We start from the raw sequence: 18,981 nt of genomic DNA on the forward strand, positions 1-18,981 counted from the left end.
GCGCCGTGGGGCGCGGTTATTCTAATGCACGCGAAGGCGATGCGCCGGCGGGGTGGCGAAAATCAGACCTTCTTCCGCTTGCGCTGCCGGTATTGGTCGGTGACCACGGCGGCGACGATGATCATGCCCTTGATAATCTCCTGATAGTAGGCGTCGACCCGCAGGAAGGTGAAGCCCGAGGTCATGGTCCCCAGAATAATGGTGCCGATGACCGTGCCGGTGATGCGCCCCTGCCCGCCCGCCAGCGAAGTGCCCCCGATAACGGCCGCAGCAATGGCATCAAGCTCATACATCACGCCCATGCCGGCCTGCGCAGTCTGGGCGCGGGCGGCGGTGACCAGGCCCGCCAGTCCCGCCAGCATGCCGGCAATGGCATAGACCTTGATCAGGTGCTTTTCGATATTGATGCCCGAAACCCGCGCCGCCTGCGGATTGGCGCCGATGGCGTAGGTGAATTTGCCATAGCGGGTATAGCGCAATGCGATGTGGAAGATCAGCGCCACGCCGAGGAAGATCACCACCGGCCAGATGCCCATGCCGATGAAGGTGAAGTCGGGGGTCAGGCCCGAAACCGGCTGGCCCTTGGTGTACCATTTGGCCACGCCACGCGCCGATACCATCATGCCCAGAGTGGCGATGAAGGGCGGGATTTTGGTGTAGGAAATCAGCGAGCCATTGATGATGCCGGCCAGCGTGCCGATGGCAAGACCAATCACTAGCGGGATGATGACCGGCAGGCCGACCAGCGCCGGATAGACCGGGCGGGCCCAATCGGCGGACTGGGCGAAGCTGGCGGCGATCATGGCCGTCATGCCCACGACCGAGCCGGAGCTAAGGTCAATGCCGCCGGTGATGATGACCTGCGTCACGCCGACGGCGATAATGCCGACCACGGACACCTGCAGGATCATGATGGTCAGCCGCTGCTGGTTCATCAGGAAGGACTGGCCGATGAAGATCCAGCCGAGCAGCTCGAAGGTCAGCGCAATGCCGGCCAGCACGAGCAGGATGGACAACTCCGTCGGCAATTTGCGCCGCCGCGTCCGCGGCGTTGCGAGGGTTTCTGATGTGGTCATGGCTGGGTCCTCCCCAAATGTTTTGTCGTGGGAGCAAAGAAAGGCCCCCTCATCCGCCCCTTTGGGGCACCTTCTCCCACGAGGGGAGAAGGGTGGGCTTCGAGCATTCGGCTGGCGCTGAGTTCCCCTTCTCCCCTCGTGGGAGAAGGTGGCGCGCAGCGCCGGATGAGGGGGAACTGGTTCATCATCGTGCCGCCAAATCCATGATCTTCACCTGATCTGCCTCGGCCCGATCCAAAAACCCCGTCGCGCGGCCATGGTGCATCACCATGATGCGGTCGCTCATGCCCAGCACTTCGGGGAGTTCGGATGAAATCATGATGACGGCCACGCCCTGGCGCGCCAATTGGCTGACCAGCTTGTGAATCTCCGCCTTGGCGCCGACATCGATGCCGCGCGTCGGCTCGTCCAGAATGAGGATTTTCGGATTGGTCAGCAGCCAGCGCCCGATCAGCACCTTTTGCTGGTTGCCGCCGGAGAGATTTTCCACCCGCTCATCAAGGCTGGGCGTTTTGACGCGCAGCTTCTGGCTCATCTCCTCGCAGGTGCGCGACAGCGCGCCCTGGGTGACAAAGCCGAACTTAGTATAGCCATCCTGCAGCACAGCAAGCTGCATGTTTTCCTGAATGTCGAGCGCCAGGAGACACCCGGTTTCCTTACGGTCTTCGGTGATGAACGCCATGCCATGCTGAATGGCGACGGTGGGCGACTCGATGGTGACCGGCTTGCCATTGATGGAAATGCTGCCGCTGGTGGCCGGACTTACCCCAAAAATCGTCTCGGCCACATTGGAGCGCCCCGAGCCGACCAGCCCGGCAATGCCCAGGATTTCTCCGGCGCGCACATCAAAACTGATGTCGGAGAACACGCCCCTGAGCGCCAGGTCCTTGACCGAGAGCACCACATCGCCAATCGGCACGATTTCCTTGGGGAACATCTGGGTGATTTCGCGCCCCACCATCATGCGGATGATTTCGTCGCGGGTCACATCGGTCGAGGCATGAGTGCCGATATAGCGGCCATCGCGGAACACCGAGAACTCGTCGGCGATCTCGAACAGCTCATTCATCTTGTGGGTGATGTAGATAATGCCTTTGCCCTGGCTGCGCAGGTCGCGAATAATCGAAAACAGGTGCGCCACCTCGGTTTCGGTCAGCGCCGAGGTGGGCTCATCCATGATGAGCACGTCGCTCTCATAGGACACCGCCTTGGCGATCTCGACCATCTGCCGGCTGGCCACGGAGAGCGTTGAAACCTGCACTTCGGGATCGATATCGATATTGAGCTTGGCGAACAAAGCAGCCGTGCGCCGGTTGAGCTCGCCATGATCGACAAAGCCGAAACGGGTCAGCGGCTCGCGCCTGATCCAGATATTTTCGGCCACGCTCATATAGGGCATCAGGTTGAGTTCCTGATGGATCATGGCAATGCCGTTTTCGAGCGCATCGAGCGGCGACTTGAGCTGGATATTGACGCCGCGCAGCTTCACCTCGCCGCTATCGGGCGTGTAAATGCCGGCGATGATCTTCATCAGCGTAGATTTTCCCGCGCCATTCTCGCCCATCAGGGCATGAACGGTGCCGCGCCGCAGCTTGAGCGACACGTCATCGAGCGCCACAACGCCGGGAAATTCCTTGCGGGCATTGGAGATTTCCAGCAGCAGCGAAGCATTGGGCACCGCCCCGCTTTCACGCACCGCACGCATTGTCTGCGGACTAACCATCGCTGCCTCCTGCTCTGATTTGCGGGACGCGCCGGGCTCACCAGCGCGTCCGCGCGATTGCTGCCTAATTGGCGTAGTCGGCCATGTTTTGTGGGGTCACCAATTCGAAGGGGACCCAGATTTTCTGCTCGGTCGGCTCGCCCCGCGCCAGGGCGAGAGCGGCATCGATGGAGGCAGCGCCCTGCGCATGGGCATTCTGGAAAATGGTTACGTCGAGATCGCCGGCGGCCATCGAGGCCAGACCATCGGGCGTGGCATCGACGCCTGCGACCAGCACGGAATTCATGTCCCGGCCGACCGATTTTAGCGCCTGGATGGCGCCGATGGCCATCTCATCATTATTGGCGATGACGGCATCGAATTCGAGGGACGAGGAGAGCCAATTGGTCATCAGATTGGCCGCTTCGAGGCGATCCCAATTGGCGGTCTGCTCTTCGAGCACGCTCATGCCCTTGCACTCGTCGGTGGCGATCACATCATGCACGTCCTTGGTGCGCTGCAGGGCCGAATGGTTGTTGAGCGGACCCATCAGGATCAGCACATTGCCCTTGCCACCCAGCAGGCGGCAGACTTCCTTGGTCTGCAGCGTACCGGAATCGATTTCGTTGGAGCCGACAAAGGCGGCCTTGGCCGGCAGGCTATCGAGATCGGCGGGCGGGTGATTGGCATAGATGATGGGAATGCCGGCCGCATCGGCCAGCGCCGTCATGGCCGGGGTGCTATCGGCATCCACGGCGGCGATGATGATGGCGTCAACGCCCGAAGCGATGAAATTGCTGACCTGATTGAGCTGGTTGCTGGGGTCGTTGACTGCGTCTTCCACCTGCATCGTCACATCGCCCAGCTCGGCGGCGCGGGCCTCCATGCCATTGCGCAGCAGGGTGAGAAAGGTGCTGTCAAAGCGGGCCATGGAGACGCCGATATTTTCGGCGTGGCTGGGCACCGATAGCAGGAAGGGCAGCGCCGTTGCGCCAAGCAGGGCTGTGGTCAGCTTCATGTTCAAACTCTGTTCAAGGAAAGATGCCGGCGCGCCGTTGGGGACGCGCCGGCAGGAGATCAGTTCTTGGCCTGGTAATCGGCCAGGTTAGCCGGGGTCACCAGTTCGAACGGCACCCAGACTTCGCGTTCCACGCTCTCGCCACGGGCAAGCGCGAGAGCCGCGTCGAGCGCACCGGAGCCCTGGGCCGCGGCGTTCTGGAACACGGTGACGTCGAGATCGCCGGCGGCCATTGCGGCCAGGGCGTCCTGAGTGGCGTCAACGCCGCCCACGATCACGGCATCCATGGCCACGCCGCCGGCCTTGAGGGCCTGGATGGCGCCGATGGCCATTTCGTCATTATTGGCGACCACGGCATCGAACTGGATGCCGGCCGAGAGCCAATTGGCCACCAGATCGGCGCCCTGCTGGCGTGACCAGTTTGCCGTCTGCTCTTCGGCGATCTTCATGAACGAGCATTCGGGCGTGGCGATCACATCATGCACGTCCTGGGTGCGCTGGCGGGCAGCCTGGTTGGACAGCTCGCCCATCATGACCACGATATTGGCTTCCGTCTTGCCCGCTTCGGTTAGCAGGCGGCAGACTTCCTTGGTTTCGAGCGTGCCGGAATCGACTTCGTTAGATGCGACGAATGCCTGCTTTTCGGGCAGGGTATCGAGGTTGACCGGCTGGCGGTTGACATAGACCAGCGGAATGCCCGCATCGGCGGCCAGCTGGGACATGGGCGCAGTGGCGTCGGTATCCACGGCATTGACGATGATGGCATCGACGCCCGAAGCGATGAAGTTCTGGATCTGGCTCATCTGCTTGGACACGTCATTCTGCGCGTCCTCCACCTGCAGCTCGACGCCATCGAGCGTCTTGGCATAGTCGCCCATGCCATTGCGCAATACGGTCAGGAAATTATCGTCGAACGCGGCCATGCTGACCCCGACGGTCTCGGCCATTGCGGCGCCGGTAAAGCTGGTCAGCATCGTGGTCGCCAATGCGGCCATTACGATCTTCTTCATTGCTCATTCTCCTCCAAGAGAGCTGGGCGTCCGGTCGCGCCCATTATGTCCGGATCTTTCCCTTGCTCGGGAATTAGTTGGTCACGCGGCCTTCTCCTTGAGCCCCGCGACGATGAAATCCATGCTTTGGCTGATCGCAGCGGCCGGATCGGCCAGGTGACGCAGCTCTTCGGCAAAAGGCTCGAACGAGAGCGGACCAATGTAGCCCCCTGCCCGCAGCGCGGCGATCTGTTCGAGATTGCCGAGGCGATCCTTGGGACCGACCAGCAGGCGATGGCTGTCGCGCATGTCGCTGACAGCAATCGTCGGGTCATCGACGCCGGAGATGTGGATGAGGCCGGTCAGCTCGGGGAACAGGTCGGGCTCACCCGCGAGGTGATGGTGGAACGTGTCGTGCGTCAGCCGGAACACGTCGCGGCCATCGGCATTGTCGATCGCCTGAACCGCTTCGCGTTTGGAGCGCAGCGAGCAGGTTTCAAAGCCCAGGCACTCGACGAGGCCAATCAATGCACGTTCGCGCAAGATTGGCGCGATCAACGCTAACAGTCCGCTAGCATTTTCGACCCTTTGGTGTGCGTCGGCGATAGCACCATCATTGGCCGCAACGAGCACCAGAGCCTGGGCGCCGGCTTGGGCGGCGTAGTCGGCCAGGGCTTCGGCCTCGGCCAGGCGGGTGGCGGAGGGCTGATTGAATTTCTGTAGGGCATTGATGGAAATGATGGTTACATCATTTGCCCTGGCGAGGGCTTTTACCTCGGCTGCGGGCGTGCCGTCGAGGATGGCATTGCCGGCAATGTCATTGCGGATTTCGACGCGCGGGGCGCCCAATTGGCGGGCCAGCGCGAAGAATTCGGGCAGCCGCAACTGCGGCGCCGACATGTGGTTGATGGCAAAATCCATCGACTGGCTGGTGGACACGCCTCGCACTCCCTGGATCGCCGGGCCGGACCCGATCTTTCGTTGGATCAAATGAAATACGGGTTCTGTTCTATTGTCAATGCGGAATGTTCATTCCAAAATATGACAGAATGGACCGCATAATCCGCGGTCAAACGGAATATTCGTGCGACTAGAAACGTTTCAACCGGCGAGACTAGATGTTCTCTGAGACATAGATATCGAAGGGCAAGAAGGTCTGGCCGGCAGAATCGGCGGCGGAATGGGCCAGCGCCGCCGCCATCAGGCTGACAATGCTGGGGCCCAACGCGGCGAGCGGAGTGCCGATGACGGCGGTGGCGATATTGTCGGCCAAAGCCGCGTGGGTCACCGGGTTCAGCTCATTGCAGACCAGGGCGATGCGGCCCGCCATACCCTCGTTACGCAGGGCGGTGATGACGCCCTCGGTGCCACCGCCGGCGACATAGATGGCCGATAGATCGGGATGGCGGCGCAGCAGATCGAGCGTTGCTTCATGGGCGAGCGCACCGTCTTCGAGGCTAACCTGGGTGTCGATGATCGATAGATCAGGCGCCGCCTCGCGCAGATAGGAGCGGAAGCCGATCTCGCGCATTTCATGGCCGTGAAAGCGGTGGCTGCCGACAAAGACCACCACCTTGCCCGGGGCCTTGGCGGATTTGGCGATCAGCCAGCCGGCCGTGCGGCCGACCTTGCGGTTATTGGTGCCGACATAGCCGCGCCTGATGCCGGCGGCAAAATCCGACAGCAGCGAAAACACCGGCTTTCCAGCCGCCTCGACCTCCTGCACTGCCGCAGTAACGGCGGGGTGATCCACGGCCACCATGGCGATGGCATCAACGCGCGGCGCCATTTCGGCCAGCCGCGAAGCGATTTCACCTGGGGTCTGGTTGGCGAGGAAAGCGATGGCAGGAGTGACGCGGAACTGCGTCGGACTGGCGCTGGCCTGTTGCAGCGCCGTCGCGACGTCCTGATAGAACAACTGATCCGGCCGTTGCAGTAGGAAGCCCAGCCGGTAATGCGGCAGATTTTGCTCAAGCCGGCGGCGGATGAGGCCGGAGCCGTGATAGCCGATTTGCTCGGCGGCGCTGAAGACCCGCTGGGCCGTTTCCTGGCGTACCGGCAGGCGGCCATTGAGCACCCGATCGACTGTGGCGACGCTCAGATCGGCAATGCGGGCAATATCGGCAACAGTCGGGCGGCGGACCAAGGCGATCTCCTGCAAATTTCCATCATACAGGCAAGTGCAATAATGATGGCAATGATAGAAACCATCATGCGCGGATTGCGGAAAAGTCGCAAGTTTGCCAGCATCAAAAGCAGGGAATTCGCTAGCGGACTGTTAGCATCGAGAGGCACAATTGGCCCAAACTGCGAAACGCGACTACAACCTGCTCGGCCCCAGCTCGGAAGCCGCTATTGCCAGCGGTCTGGCCGCCGCCGAGTGGTATCACACCGAGGTCGACCGCAAGCAGATGAAGGCGCTGATGCAGCGCTCGGACGGCCCGGCGATCCGCGACACCGTGATCTGGCTCGGCTCCATGCTGGTGCTGGCGGCAGGCGGTATCTACTTCTGGGGCAGTTGGTGGGCCGTGCCGTTTTTCCTAGGCTATGGAGTACTTTACGGCTCGGCCTCGGACTCCCGCTGGCATGAATGCGGGCATGGCACGGCGTTCAAAACGCGGTGGATGAACAACGTCGTCTATCAGATCGCCTGCTTCATGATCATGCGCAATCCGGTGACCTGGCGCTGGAGCCATGCGCGGCACCATACCGATACGGTGATCGTCGGGCGGGACCCGGAAATCGCCGTGATGCGGCCGCCCGACCTGTTTCGGGTGATCCTCAATTTCTTCGGCATCCTCGACGCCGGCTGCGCCATGCTCGACATGGTGCGGAACGCTGCCGGCGTGGTGACGCCGGAGGAGAAGAGCTTCATCCCCGAAATGGAGCATGCCAAGGTGATCCGCGTGGCACGTATCTGGCTGGCTATCTATCTGGCGACGCTGGCGCTTTCGCTGTGGATGGGGTCGATCTTGCCACTGATGCTGATCGGCCTGCCCCGGCTCTACGGTGCCTGGCACCATGTGTTGACTGGCCTGCTCCAGCATGGCGGGCTAGCCGACAATGTAACCGACCACCGGCTCAATTCCCGCTCGGTGCTGATGAACCCGGTGAGCCGGTTCATCTATTGGAACATGAACTACCATGTGGAGCACCACATGTTTCCCATGATCCCCTATCACGCGCTGCCGCAACTGCATGAGCTGATCAAGCATGACCTGCCGACGCCGAACAAGTCGATCATCGATGGCTATCGCGAGATGGTGCCGGCGTTTCTGCGGCAGTTGCGGAATGAGGACTACTTCTTGAAACGGGAGCTGCCGGCGACGGCCAAGCCGTATCGGGAGGAGCTGCATAGTGGGGTGGCGGCGGAGTGAGAAGCAAACAGAGGTTCCCGCTTTCGCGGGAATGACAGTGTGGGTGGAGTGAGAATGGCGCAGTGGATTGAGGCTTGTGGGGCTGGCGATGTGGACGAGGAGGACGTGATCCGCTTTGACCATGGGGGGCGGGTTTACGCGATTTATCGCAGTCCCGAGGACCGGTATTTTGCCACGGACGGGCTGTGCACACATGAGCAGATCAGCCTCGCCGATGGGCTGGTGATGGACGATATCATCGAATGCCCCAAGCATAATGGGCGGTTCAACTATCAGACCGGCGAGGCCAAGGGCGCGCCGGTCTGTGTGAACCTGCGGACCTATCCGGTGAAGGTTGAGGACGGGGCGGTGTTTATCGAGGTGTAGGCACCAGCATCGCAGTCCCCTCACCCTGACCTTCCGCTGAACGCGTCAGGTCTGTCCCTCTCCCACAAGGGGCGAGGGTGGGGCCGGTGGATATTAATGCGCCGAGCCCTCCCTTCTCCCCTCGTGGGAGAAGGTGCCCCGCAGGGGCGGATGAGGGGATTTTTGGAGGACCATATGAGCCAGCACTATGTAATTGTCGGCGCGGGCGAATGTGGCGCGCGGGCTGCTATGGCACTGCGGGAGCAGGGATTTGCGGGCGATGTGACGCTGGTGGGTGGGGAGAGCCATCTGCCCTATGAGCGGCCGCCGTTGAGCAAGGAGGGCATGCTGGCGGAGCTGTTTGCGGCCAAGACCATTGCGACGGCGGAGCGGCTGGCTGAGGCGGGGATTGCGTTTCGCGGCGGGCTTGCTGTTGCGGGGATTGATCGGGAGGGCAAGCGGCTGGAGGGCGCGGATGGGCGTGTCATTGGCTATGACAAATTGCTGCTGGCGACGGGTGCGGCGCCGCGGCGCCTCCCGGGGGTAGAGGGCGAGCGGATCGTTTATCTGCGGACGATTGAGGATGCGCTGCGACTGCGCGAAGCGTTGGGCGCGGGCCGGCATTTGGCGGTTATCGGCGGCGGATTTATCGGGCTGGAACTAGCGGCGAGTGCGCGGCTGCGTGGGGCGGAGGTGACGCTGATTGAGGCCCTGCCCCGGTTGCTGTCGCGCGGGGTGCCCGAGGCGATGGCGCGGCAGATCGAGGCGCGGCATCTGGCGGGCGGGGTAAAGCTGGTGTTTGGCGATGGCATTGCCGGGATTGCCAGTGGGGCCGAGAGCGCGGTGGTGACGCTGGCGAGCGGGCGGCGGATCGAGGCCGATCTGGTGCTGGTGGGGATTGGGGCCGTGCCCAATGTGACGCTGGCGGAGGGGGCTGGGCTGGCGATCGAGAATGGGATCGCGGTGGATCGGCATCTGGCGACGGGCGACCCCGATATCTTTGCGGCGGGGGATTGTTGCTCGTTTCCGCTGGAGATTTACGGCGGGCGGCGGGTGCGGCTGGAGAGTTGGCGCAATGCGCAGGACCAAGGGAATCTGGCGGCGCGGAATATGCTGGGCGCTGGTGAAGCAATTTCCAGCGTGCCGTGGTTTTGGTCGGATCAGTATGAGCTAACGCTGCAGATTGCGGGGCTCAGTGGCGAGGGGACGACGGTAGTCCGGCGGGAGCTGGAAGATGGGGCGAGTATTTTGTTTCATCTCGCGGCGGATGGGCGGCTGGTGGCGGCGAGCGGGCTGGGCGTGGGGAATGCGGTGGCGCGGGATATCCGATTGGCGGAGATGCTGATTGGAAAGCGGGCGCGGCCGGATGTGGCGGCGCTGGGGGATGCGGGAGTGAAGCTGAAGGGGTTGTTGGCGGCGGCTTAAGTTTAGGGGATACCCCCTCCTAGCCTCCCCCTGATAGGGGGAGGGATCTCTCCACTCCAGGGCGGAATCGAGGACGCCCCCTAGCCTTTCCCGGCTTTTGCCTTGGCTTCGGCGATCCAGCTGCTGAAGCGTTGGAAGAGGCGGGCGAAGGTGACGAGGTCTTCTTCGGGCCAATCGCCCAAGGCTTCGGCGAAAATGCCCCATTTGTAGGCGCGGATGGCGGCGGCGTGCTGCTTGCCGAGATCGGTGAGTTCGAGGCCGATGCGGCGAGCGTCGGACTGCGAGGCGACGCGGCGCACGATGCCTTTTTCCACGGCATCCGCCACGACGCGGCTGGCGCGGGAGGGGTCGATATTGAGGCGTTCGGCAATGAGGCCGACCGTGGCCTCGCCGCCCTCTATGGCGCAGAGTTCGATTGCGGCCAGAATTTCAAGATCGGCGGCCTCAATATCGAGCTTGAGGTCGCGCAGGGCCATGCGGCCCATTTCGCGACGCTGCATGGAGCGGCGGATGTGGGTCATGACATGGTCGATATCCATGGTCGCCTGCGCGGCGGCGGGGCTTAGCCCAAGCCCAATGAGGTGGGCAAGGTGGCTTTCGCGGGCGTCGCTCTCAGTTTTGGCCATGCTGTTCCATGCTTTTATCATATATGTGCTATTGACATGTATATGACTCTAGCACAGTTTGGCGCAAATTCAACAGGTGCCCGCCATGACCGCTACAGCTCCCGTCCTCACGCATCGCCGCAAGATGGTGATCTATGTCCTGGTGCTGGTGGGCATGTTCATGGCCTCGCTCGACATGCAGATCGTGGCGACGGCGCTGCCGACTATTGCAGCGGATCTGGGCAAGCTCGAACTATTCGGCTGGGTGGGCGCGGCCTATCTGCTGGCGACGGCGGCAGTGACGCCCTTCTATGGCAAGCTGGGTGACCTGTTCGGGCGCAAGAAGGTGTTCATGGTGGCGATCGGGCTGTTCGTGATCGGCTCGCTGGCCTGCGGCTTTGCCTGGTCCATGGAAAGCCTGATCGCGGCGCGCGTGTTGCAGGGGCTGGGCGGCGGCGGCCTGATGACCTCGGCTTTCGGCATCATTGCGGACCTGTTCGAGCCGCGCGAGCGGGCGAAATACCAAGGCTACAGCTCGGCGGTGTTCACCCTGTCGGGGCTGATCGGGCCGGTGGCGGGCGGGGTGATCAGCCAGGCGATCGGGTGGGAATATATCTTTTTGATCAACCTGCCGATCGGCGTTGCGGTGATTGCCGTGCTAGCTTTGGTGATGCCGAGCTTTGAGACCGGGCGGCAGCCGAGCATTGATTATCCGGGCGGCTTGCTGCTGGCGGGCGCGGTGACGGCGACGGTGTTCTGGGCCGAGGAAGCGCTGGGCGGCGGCTATGGCGGGGTGATGGTTTACCTGCTGCCGGTGATCGCGCTTGCGGCGCTTGCCGCCTTTGTACTGGTGGAAAAGCGCGCGGTGGAGCCGATCGTGCCGCTGCATGTGTTGCGCAACAGGACCATTGCGCTGGCGCTGATGATTTCGGTGATTTCGGGCGTGGCGACGCTGGGCATGCTCAACTATTTCGCGCTGTTTCTGCAGACGGTGACCGGCCTGCCGCCGGCCTATGCGGGGCTGCTATTCTTGCCCTCGTCGGTTGGCTCGCTCGTGGCGTCGATCGGCACGGGATATATCGTGGCGCGGACGGGGCGGTATAAGCCATTTCCGGTGGCGGCGATGGCGCTGGGCATTTTGGTCATGCTGGCGTTCTCAACGGTGCATGCCGCCACCCCGATCTGGGTGATCGGGATTTTGATGTTCTTCTTCTCGTTCTCAATCGGTCTGCAAATGCAGACGCTGATGGTGGCCGTGCAGTCTTCGGCGCCGCGCCGGGATGTGGGTGCAGCGACCGGGACGCTGACGTTGGCGCGGATGATCGGGGCCTCGCTGGGCCTGGCGGCTAATGGCGGAATATTGACGGCGGGGCTGTTGCGCGGCCAGACGGGGATCTCAGCAGAGACGCTGGCCGTGATGCCGGGGACGATGAGCGAGATGACGCCAGCGGCGATTGCCACTCTGCCCGCTGCTGCGGCGCAGGAAGTGGTGGAAGTGTTCGCGACGGCCTTCGGCTCGGTGTTCTATTTCGGCGCGGGGCTGTTTGTGGTGGGGCTGATCTGCGCGCTGCTCGTGGAGAACAAGAAGCTGGAGCAGCATAAGGCTGAGCCGGGGCCGCAGGCGGCTGTGGCGGAATAGGCCAATTCAACCCACCGGGTCAGTCCCGCAAAAGCGGGAATGACACCGTGAATGATCGGGGTTGGAGCGCCGACTGATAGACCCGTCAGGTCTCTCGGGCGCGTTCGAGGATGCGTTTGCATTCCAGCAGTTCGCGCAGGACGTCGGAGAGCTTGTCGCGGGATTCGCGGTCGAGGGCGGGGCTCGCGTGCATGACGGCTTCTTCGATTTCGGCTTCGTCGCCGGCTTCTTCGGCCATCTCGATCAGGGGGAGCAGCTCTTCGACCGGGCGGCCTTCGCCGACGGCGATGACGTAGCGGCTGCCCTGGTCCTTGAGAATGCGCTGCACGCCCTTGATGGTGAAGCCCTGATCATAGAGCAGGTGACGGATGCCGCGGAGCAGGAGCACGTCTTCGGGACGATAGTAACGACGGCCACCGCCGCGCTTCAGCGGCTTGATGGTCGCGAACCTGGTCTCCCAGAAGCGCAGGACATGCTGTGGCAGGTCGAGCTCTTCGGCTGCTTCAGAGATGGTCCGGAATGCGTCTGGTGACTTATCCACGGTGGGCCATAGACTCGCTGAAATGCCTTATTTTCCAGCGCTGACCATAGACTTGTTGATTTTGGACTTCAACACGTTGCTGGGTTTGAACACAAGAACCTGTCGCGGAAGGATCGGAACCTCCTCGCCGGTCTTGGGATTGCGGCCGATACGCTCGTTTTTCGAGCGCACCTGAAACGAGCCGAAAGATGACAATTTGACATTGGCGCCCGTGATCAGGGCATCGCCGATCAGCTCGAGCACGCGCTCCACCAGCTCGGCCGACTCGGTTCGAGAAAGCCCAACGCTGCCGTAAACCGCTTCGGCCAGATCAGCGCGTGTTACCGTCTTCTGCGTCATTCGCACCCCCGTGTTGCCAACAGGGCCAAATCCCCAGGCCGGGACGGCCAATGGCGTCCCTGATACACTTGTTCCAGCACCGCTCATCGAGAGCCGTGCCACACTGCGGGATCCTTCCCTACGCCCCAGCGCTTCCTGCCAATCCGTTACGGGGCAGATTTCTGCGCGAGGTTTCCTCCGACGGCAAGGACACTAACGCCTTGAAACGGTTGAGGTCAATGCGCCCTTGGCGGTTACCAGCGAATAAGGGAGGCGCCCCAGGTGAAACCGCCGCCCATGGCTTCGAGCATCACCAGATCGCCCCGCTTGATGCGGCCATCGGCCACCGCAGCGCTGAGCGCCAGCGGCACGGAGGCCGCCGAAGTATTGGCGTGGCGATCGACCGTGACGACGACCTTTTCGGGCGGCAGGCCCAGCTTGGCCCCTGCCCCATCGATAATGCGGCGATTGGCCTGGTGGGGCACGAACCAGTCGAGATCGGCGACGGTGTAGCCGGTTTTCTCAAGGGTGGCGTAGACCACGTCGGTAATTTTGCCCACGGCGTGGCGGAAGACTTCAGGGCCCTGCATGTGGACATGGCCGGTGGTGCCGGTGGAGGACGGACCGCCATCGACATAGAGCTTGTCCCAATGGTGCCCGTCGGAACGCAGGGCCGAGGCGAGCACGCCGCGTTCAGGCGCATCGTCGGCCAGCTCGACGCGTTCCATGATGGCCGCGCCCGCGCCGTCGCCGAACAGCACGCAGGTGGTGCGGTCGGTCCAATCGAGAAGACGCGAGAAGGTCTCGGCGCCGATGACCAGAGCGCGATTGGCGAGGCCATTCTTGAGGTAGCTATCGGCAGTGGCCACGGCATAGACAAAGCCCGAGCACACGGCCTGGATATCGAAGGCCATGCCGTGATGCATGCCCAGCTTCATCTGCACCAGGGTGGCAGCGGCCGGGAAGGTATAATCGGGCGTGGTGGTGGCGACGATGATCAGATCGATATCGTCGGGGGTAACGCCGGCATTGGCCATGGCCTGGCGGGCAGCCTCGACCGCAAGATCAGAGGTGAACTGACCTTCGGCCGCGATATGGCGCTCCTTGATGCCGACACGCTGTTGAATCCACTCATCGGACGTGTCGACCATGGTGGCCAACTCGGCATTGGTGAGGATTCGCTCAGGAAGATACCCGCCGACACCGCGGATGATGGAACGCGTCTTGGTCACGCCGGTTTTGCCTCAGATTCGGTCACATCTGCGGCTGGGGCCGCATGGACGGGAAAGCGCTTCATGGTTTCGCCGATCTTGTCGATCAGGTGGCTGCGCGCCATTTCATAGGACAGGCCCAGGGCACTCTTATAACCGATTTCGTCGGTGCCGCCGTGGGATTTAATGACAATGCCATTCAAACCCATGAACACACCGCCATTGACGGTGCGCGGGTCCATCTTACGGCGCAGGGCATTGAGCGCCGACATGGCGAAGAAAGCGCCGATGCGGCTCATCAGATTGGATTTGAGGGCGCTGCGCAGATAGGAGCTGACCTGGCGGGCAGTGCCTTCGGCGGTCTTGAGGGCGACGTTGCCGACAAAGCCCTCGGTGACGACAACGTCCACCGTGCCCTTGCCGATATCATCGCCTTCGACAAAGCCGTGATAGATGAAGCCGGCGCCGCTGGCCTGGGCCAGGATCTTGCCGGCGTCCTTGATCGAATCGAGGCCCTTGACCTCTTCGGTGCCGACATTGAGCAGGCCCACTGTGGGTTGCTCGCTATCGAACAGGCAGCGGGCGAGCGCGGAGCCCAGAATGGCGTAATCGACCAATTGCTGGGCATCGGCGCCGATGGTGGCGCCCATGTCGAGCACGACGATGTCGCTGCGCAGAGTGGGCCAGATGGCGGCGATGCCGGGGCGGGAAATGCCTTCCATGGGGCGCAGGCAGAAGGTGGCCATGGCCATCAGTGCGCCAGTATTGCCGCCGGAGACGGCCACATCGGCTTCGCCATCCTTGACGGCCTGAATGGCCATCCACATGGAGGAAGTGCCGCGGCCCTTGCGCAGAGCCTGGCTGGGCTTTTCGTCGCCGGCGATGACGACATCGCTATGGCGCACGATCGAGACAGGCTTGAGGGCCGGAAACTCTTCGAGCAGAGGAGCAATCTGCTCCTGCCGCCCATGGAAGATGAATTTGGTATTCTTGCGCTCGCGCAGCGCCAGATAGGCCCCGTGGATCACCGCCCGTGGCGCGTTGTCCCCGCCCATGGCGTCCACTGAGATTGTAATCGTGTCGGTCATATTTGCCCGTAAGTCGACCCCGTAAGGGGCAGTGCCGCAACATATCCCATCACAGGGAGGGTGCAAGCCCAGCCAAGTGATCCGGCGGGCTTGATGAGGTGAGAAAGGGGCTTCCCTATGGCCGGATCATGCCTTTTCAGGCCCCGGCTTGAGCTTTTTGAGCCCGGCAAAGGGGCCGGTATCGGTTTCGTCGGGCAGAACGCCCAAAGCATCGAGGCTTTCGCCCGGCAGGCGCGGATAGGGATCGATGCCCAATGCCAGTGTTTCGATCAGCAAGGGGCTGAGATCAACTTCGGGTCCATCGATGTGATCGGGAAAATCCTCATCGTCCAGATCGACGAAAACCTCGGAGCCGGGCGTGGGCTTATGGCTCTGGGCTTCGGGCAGGAAAACCCGATCGATGGGTTCATCGACCTCCTGGGTGACCGATTCGAAGGTGACAACGGAGGGCTGCACGATTCGCGCCCTTAGCCGGCCCTGGGCGCGCAGGCCGCCGCGCAGGGGCACCACGGTGAGTTCGGCGTGGAAGGTTTCGACAGCGGTGAGCTTGAGCAGGGCAGCCAATGCCTCGCGGGTCGCCGCATCGGGCGCGACCTTGATGGCGCGACCGGTGGCGGGAAGCCGGTCGATGCGGACAATGGCGTCGAGCAAGGGCGTTTCCTTATGGGTCATGCAGCGGCCTCGAACTGGACGGCGCCAGTCATGATGGATTCGGCGGACTGGGCGGCAAGAGCATCGTCCTGCACAAACAGATAGGCGGCCAGCGCCTGAACATGGGCGCCGGATGCCCCGTCATATATATTGCGCGACAGCACGGCCTCAAGGGCGGCCGCATCGCGACGATCCATGGCCTCGGTAAGGGCTGCGAGCAGGCCGAAAAATATATTGCCCATTTTCTGGATTTTCTTGGGGACACCGATATCGCCCACACCCATTTCGCGCAGGGAACGGTCCATATCCTTGAAGAAAAGGTCGAACACGGCCTGGCTGAACGCCTTCTGACCGCCCTGCTCGGCCCGCAGGCGGCGGAACAAGAGCGCCATATGCAGGCTGATCATGTCGAAACGGCCGGTGACGGTGTCGGGCACGAGCCAATCGGCGTAGAAGAAAGGCTGCCGGGATTGCGCCACAATGGCGTTATAGACGGCGTAAACCGGCTCGGTGGCAGTGTTCTTGCGAAAGAGTGACAAGATCATGGGATTGCGCTCAATGGCTCGATCGTTTTAACAAGACACCCTGCCCGCCCAATGCCAGCTTGCCAGACCGACATGTTGGCGGCTACACATTCCGGCGGCCAGAACAGGCCAAAGCCTTGTCGTCGTGCCTATAGTCGAGAGCCATCGGGGAAGTCAAATTCATGCCTCTGCGTACCGTTTCAGGTTCCATTGCCGCCGTTGCAGCGATTGCCGTCGTGCTGGCGGGTTGCAGCAGCAGCGGCACCCAGCTGATCAGCCAGCGTACCCAGGGCTATGAAATCTCCGAAGCCGCGATGGCACAGATTCGCCCCGGCCAGAGCCAGGAACTGGTGACCATCGTGCTGGGCTCGCCGCAATCGACCAATACGTTTGGCGACCAATCAGCTTATTACTATGTCGAGACCAAGGTGCAGCAGACGGCGTTCGGGATGACCTCGATCAAGTCGCGCACGGTGCTGGCGATCTATTTCGACAAGAACAAGAAGGTCATCGACAAGGCCGTGTACACGGCAGCCGATGGCAAGACCGTGACGGTGGAAAGCCGCCGTACGCCTTCGTTCGGCGAGGACCGCACGTTTATCCAGCAGATTTTGCAGTCGTTCGGCGGGTAAGTCCAAACGACGATGCATTGAAAAAGCCCCGGTCTTGCCGGGGCTTTTTTTGTTTTTGTGAAGTGCGTTCAAAACGCGGTGTCATTCCCGCGAAAGCGGGAACCTCTGTTTTATTGCCGGCATCCGGGAACGGGGGTCCCCGCTTTCGCGGGGATGACATTGTGGGTGGGGCAACAGCTGCGGAATTCACCGAGGTGGTGGTCTGCGCCACTAACGCTTACTTGGTTTCGTTCAGGTCCGCCCCGGCTTCACGGGCGATGGCGTCCAGGGCGGCATTGACCATGCCGGTGGCGTCGTCTTCGTAGAAGGCCTTGGCCACGTCGATATATTCGGTGATGACGACGCGGGGCGGAATGTCCTTGCGGCGCAGCAGCTCGAAGGCGGCGGCGCGCAGGATGGCGCGCAGGGTGGCGTCGACACGCTCGACGGGCCAACCATCGGCCAGGGCGCGATCGACGGCGGGGTCGATGGCCAGTTGGTGCTTGGTGACGCCGGAGACGATCTGGCGGAAGAAATCAGCATCGGCGGGCAGATATTGCTCGCCTTCGATCTCGCGGCCGAGATGGAAGCTGCCGAACTGGGCCAGCGTGTCTTCGAGCGTCGCCCGGCCGACATCCATCTGGTAGAGCGCCTGAACGGCGGCAAGGCGGGCGGCGCCACGCTGGTTGGCGGGGCGTTCGGATTGCGGGTCGCGTTTGGGTGCGTCGGCCATTTAAGCGTTCAGCCGGATTTTGAGGGCGGCCATGGCCAGAGCCGCGCGGGCAGCGCCGCCGCCCTTGTCCTGCTCGGAGACGCGGGCGCGGACCCAGGCCTGAGCCTCGTTTTCAACGGTGAGAATGCCATTGCCCAGCGGCAGGGCATCGACCACCGAAATCTCCATCAGCGCGCGGGCACTTTCGTTGGAGACGATCTCGTAATGGGTGGTTTCGCCGCGGATAACGGTGCCCAGGGCGATAAAGCCGTCATAGTCGCCAGCTTCCATGGCCATGGAAATGGCAGCGGGGATTTCGAGGGCGCCGGGGACGGTCACCACGTCGAAGGTGGCGCCGGCAGCTTCGAGAGCGGCGGAAGCACCAGCCAGGAGTTCGTCAGCCAGCTCGACGTAATAGCGGGCCTCGACGATGAGGAAGTGCTGGCCATCGGCGGAGCCGGGCTCGATGGGGAAGTTGGCGCCGTGAGAGGCCATGGGGCAGTCCTTATTTGCGGAAGTCGCCAAGCGTTTCAAACAGGCGCGCGGCATAGCGCGCCATGGGGTCGACCTCGATATTGACGCTGTCGCCAACCCCATAATCGCCCCAGGAGGTAACTTCAACCGTATAGGGGATCAAATGGACCGAGAAGCGGTTGCCTTCGACATCATTGACGGTGAGCGAAGTGCCATTGAGAGCCACGCTGCCCTTTTTGGCGATGAAGGGGGCAACGGCATCGGAAACGGCGAATGTATAGGTGATCTGCTCGCCGGTCTCCTTCTTGTCGACGATTTCGGCCATGCCATCGATATGGCCAGAAACGATGTGGCCGCCCAGCTCGTCGCCGATCTTGAGGGAACGTTCGAGGTTTACCCGGCGGCCGGCCTGCCATTTGCCGACCTGAGTGACAGCAAGGGTTTCGAGCGCTGCGAAGACTTCGAACCAGTTCTGGCCGTTCTCATTGCCCTTATCGGTAACTGTGAGGCAGATGCCGTCATTGGTGATGGAGGCGCCCATGTCGATGGAGGCAGCATCATATTCCGTGCCGATGCGCAGCACGCGGCCGTCATTGGATCTTCGACCTTGAGCAATTTGCCGACGTCGGTGACGATACCGGTGAACATGGGCAATCCTATATGTGAGTTGGCAGC

20 protein-coding genes and 1 pseudogene are annotated in these 18,981 nt (G+C 62.3%); 5 read left to right on the forward strand and 16 right to left on the reverse strand.

The window, feature by feature from the left end; genetic code table 11:
* Window positions 1–62: 62 nt before the first annotated feature.
* The 6 genes from N8A98_RS21595 to N8A98_RS21620 form a co-directional block, all read right to left on the reverse strand.
* Window positions 63–1,076 carry an ABC transporter permease gene (locus N8A98_RS21595; protein ID WP_262168394.1) on the reverse strand — a complete coding sequence of 338 codons (1,014 nt, stop codon included), beginning with the start codon at window positions 1,074–1,076 and terminating at the stop codon, window positions 63–65.
* A gap of 184 nt (window positions 1,077–1,260) precedes the next feature.
* Window positions 1,261–2,799, reverse strand: a complete 1,539-nt coding sequence (locus tag N8A98_RS21600; RefSeq protein WP_262168395.1) for a sugar ABC transporter ATP-binding protein — start codon at window positions 2,797–2,799, stop codon at window positions 1,261–1,263.
* Window positions 2,800–2,863: 64 nt separating this feature from the next.
* Complete coding sequence (locus N8A98_RS21605) at window positions 2,864–3,790, reverse strand: sugar ABC transporter substrate-binding protein (RefSeq protein WP_262172106.1); 927 nt, start codon at window positions 3,788–3,790, stop codon at window positions 2,864–2,866.
* A 65-nt stretch (window positions 3,791–3,855) separates the two neighbouring features.
* Window positions 3,856–4,806 (reverse strand): sugar ABC transporter substrate-binding protein, encoded by a 951-nt coding sequence (locus N8A98_RS21610; protein ID WP_262168396.1) that lies wholly within the window; start codon window positions 4,804–4,806, stop codon window positions 3,856–3,858.
* 81 nt (window positions 4,807–4,887) lie between these two features.
* Window positions 4,888–5,706 (reverse strand): TIM barrel protein, encoded by an 819-nt coding sequence (locus N8A98_RS21615; RefSeq protein WP_262172107.1) that lies wholly within the window; start codon window positions 5,704–5,706, stop codon window positions 4,888–4,890.
* A 193-nt stretch (window positions 5,707–5,899) separates the two neighbouring features.
* Window positions 5,900–6,931: a LacI family DNA-binding transcriptional regulator gene (locus tag N8A98_RS21620; protein WP_262168398.1), complete on the reverse strand. Its 1,032-nt coding sequence runs from the start codon at window positions 6,929–6,931 to the stop codon at window positions 5,900–5,902.
* Window positions 6,932–7,082: 151 nt separating this feature from the next.
* Between N8A98_RS21620 and N8A98_RS21625 the strand changes: the two genes are divergently transcribed.
* From N8A98_RS21625 to N8A98_RS21635, 3 genes are all read left to right on the forward strand, one after another.
* Window positions 7,083–8,162: a fatty acid desaturase family protein gene (locus N8A98_RS21625; RefSeq protein ID WP_262168399.1), complete on the forward strand. Its 1,080-nt coding sequence runs from the start codon at window positions 7,083–7,085 to the stop codon at window positions 8,160–8,162.
* Window positions 8,163–8,216: 54 nt separating this feature from the next.
* On the forward strand, window positions 8,217–8,528 hold the full coding sequence (locus N8A98_RS21630) for a MocE family 2Fe-2S type ferredoxin (RefSeq protein ID WP_262168401.1): 312 nt from the start codon (window positions 8,217–8,219) through the stop codon (window positions 8,526–8,528).
* Between the two features lie 174 nt (window positions 8,529–8,702).
* The gene (locus N8A98_RS21635) at window positions 8,703–9,932 is read left to right on the forward strand and encodes an NAD(P)/FAD-dependent oxidoreductase (RefSeq protein ID WP_262168402.1); all 1,230 of its coding nucleotides are present in this window, start codon (window positions 8,703–8,705) and stop codon (window positions 9,930–9,932) included.
* Between the two features lie 80 nt (window positions 9,933–10,012).
* Here N8A98_RS21635 and N8A98_RS21640 read toward each other — a convergent pair whose 3' ends face one another.
* Entirely contained in the window at window positions 10,013–10,558 is a 546-nt protein-coding gene (locus N8A98_RS21640) for a MarR family winged helix-turn-helix transcriptional regulator (RefSeq protein WP_262168404.1), read from the reverse strand.
* A gap of 85 nt (window positions 10,559–10,643) precedes the next feature.
* Between N8A98_RS21640 and N8A98_RS21645 the strand changes: the two genes are divergently transcribed.
* Complete coding sequence (locus tag N8A98_RS21645; protein ID WP_262168405.1) at window positions 10,644–12,176, forward strand: MDR family MFS transporter; 1,533 nt, start codon at window positions 10,644–10,646, stop codon at window positions 12,174–12,176.
* An 85-nt stretch (window positions 12,177–12,261) separates the two neighbouring features.
* Here N8A98_RS21645 and N8A98_RS21650 read toward each other — a convergent pair whose 3' ends face one another.
* The 6 genes from N8A98_RS21650 to N8A98_RS21675 all read right to left on the reverse strand — a co-directional run bounded on the left by N8A98_RS21650 (window position 12,262) and on the right by N8A98_RS21675 (window position 16,530).
* On the reverse strand, window positions 12,262–12,717 hold the full coding sequence (locus N8A98_RS21650) for a MerR family transcriptional regulator (RefSeq protein ID WP_113121492.1): 456 nt from the start codon (window positions 12,715–12,717) through the stop codon (window positions 12,262–12,264).
* 27 nt (window positions 12,718–12,744) lie between these two features.
* On the reverse strand, window positions 12,745–13,056 hold the full coding sequence (locus N8A98_RS21655; RefSeq protein WP_035097678.1) for an integration host factor subunit alpha: 312 nt from the start codon (window positions 13,054–13,056) through the stop codon (window positions 12,745–12,747).
* Between the two features lie 233 nt (window positions 13,057–13,289).
* Window positions 13,290–14,267, reverse strand: a complete 978-nt coding sequence (locus N8A98_RS21660; RefSeq protein WP_262168409.1) for a beta-ketoacyl-ACP synthase III — start codon at window positions 14,265–14,267, stop codon at window positions 13,290–13,292.
* Window positions 14,264–15,334 (reverse strand): phosphate acyltransferase PlsX, encoded by a 1,071-nt coding sequence (gene plsX, locus N8A98_RS21665; RefSeq protein WP_262168410.1) that lies wholly within the window; start codon window positions 15,332–15,334, stop codon window positions 14,264–14,266. Before plsX ends, N8A98_RS21660 begins: the two co-directional genes overlap by 4 nt.
* Before the next feature lie 126 nt (window positions 15,335–15,460).
* Window positions 15,461–16,006, reverse strand: a complete 546-nt coding sequence (locus N8A98_RS21670; RefSeq protein WP_113121495.1) for a YceD family protein — start codon at window positions 16,004–16,006, stop codon at window positions 15,461–15,463.
* Window positions 16,003–16,530: a ubiquinol-cytochrome C chaperone family protein gene (locus N8A98_RS21675; RefSeq protein ID WP_262168413.1), complete on the reverse strand. Its 528-nt coding sequence runs from the start codon at window positions 16,528–16,530 to the stop codon at window positions 16,003–16,005. The genes N8A98_RS21670 and N8A98_RS21675 overlap by 4 nt, the downstream gene beginning before the upstream one ends.
* Before the next feature lie 161 nt (window positions 16,531–16,691).
* Here N8A98_RS21675 and N8A98_RS21680 point away from each other — a divergent pair, with 161 nt between their 5' ends.
* Window positions 16,692–17,141: an outer membrane protein assembly factor BamE gene (locus N8A98_RS21680; protein WP_113121497.1), complete on the forward strand. Its 450-nt coding sequence runs from the start codon at window positions 16,692–16,694 to the stop codon at window positions 17,139–17,141.
* A gap of 217 nt (window positions 17,142–17,358) precedes the next feature.
* On the opposite strand, the gene nusB is transcribed toward N8A98_RS21680, so the two are convergent.
* The 3 genes and pseudogenes from nusB to N8A98_RS21695 form a co-directional block, all read right to left on the reverse strand.
* Complete coding sequence (gene nusB / locus N8A98_RS21685) at window positions 17,359–17,853, reverse strand: transcription antitermination factor NusB (protein WP_113121498.1); 495 nt, start codon at window positions 17,851–17,853, stop codon at window positions 17,359–17,361.
* Window positions 17,854–18,300: a 6,7-dimethyl-8-ribityllumazine synthase gene (locus tag N8A98_RS21690; RefSeq protein ID WP_390888850.1), complete on the reverse strand. Its 447-nt coding sequence runs from the start codon at window positions 18,298–18,300 to the stop codon at window positions 17,854–17,856. It lies immediately after the preceding gene.
* A 37-nt stretch (window positions 18,301–18,337) separates the two neighbouring features.
* Window positions 18,338–18,954: pseudogene (locus tag N8A98_RS21695) on the reverse strand (riboflavin synthase).
* Between the last annotated feature and the right edge of the window lie 27 nt (window positions 18,955–18,981).

The organism is Devosia neptuniae (assembly GCF_025452235.1).
In the GTDB taxonomy this organism is placed as follows: domain Bacteria; phylum Pseudomonadota; class Alphaproteobacteria; order Rhizobiales; family Devosiaceae; genus Devosia.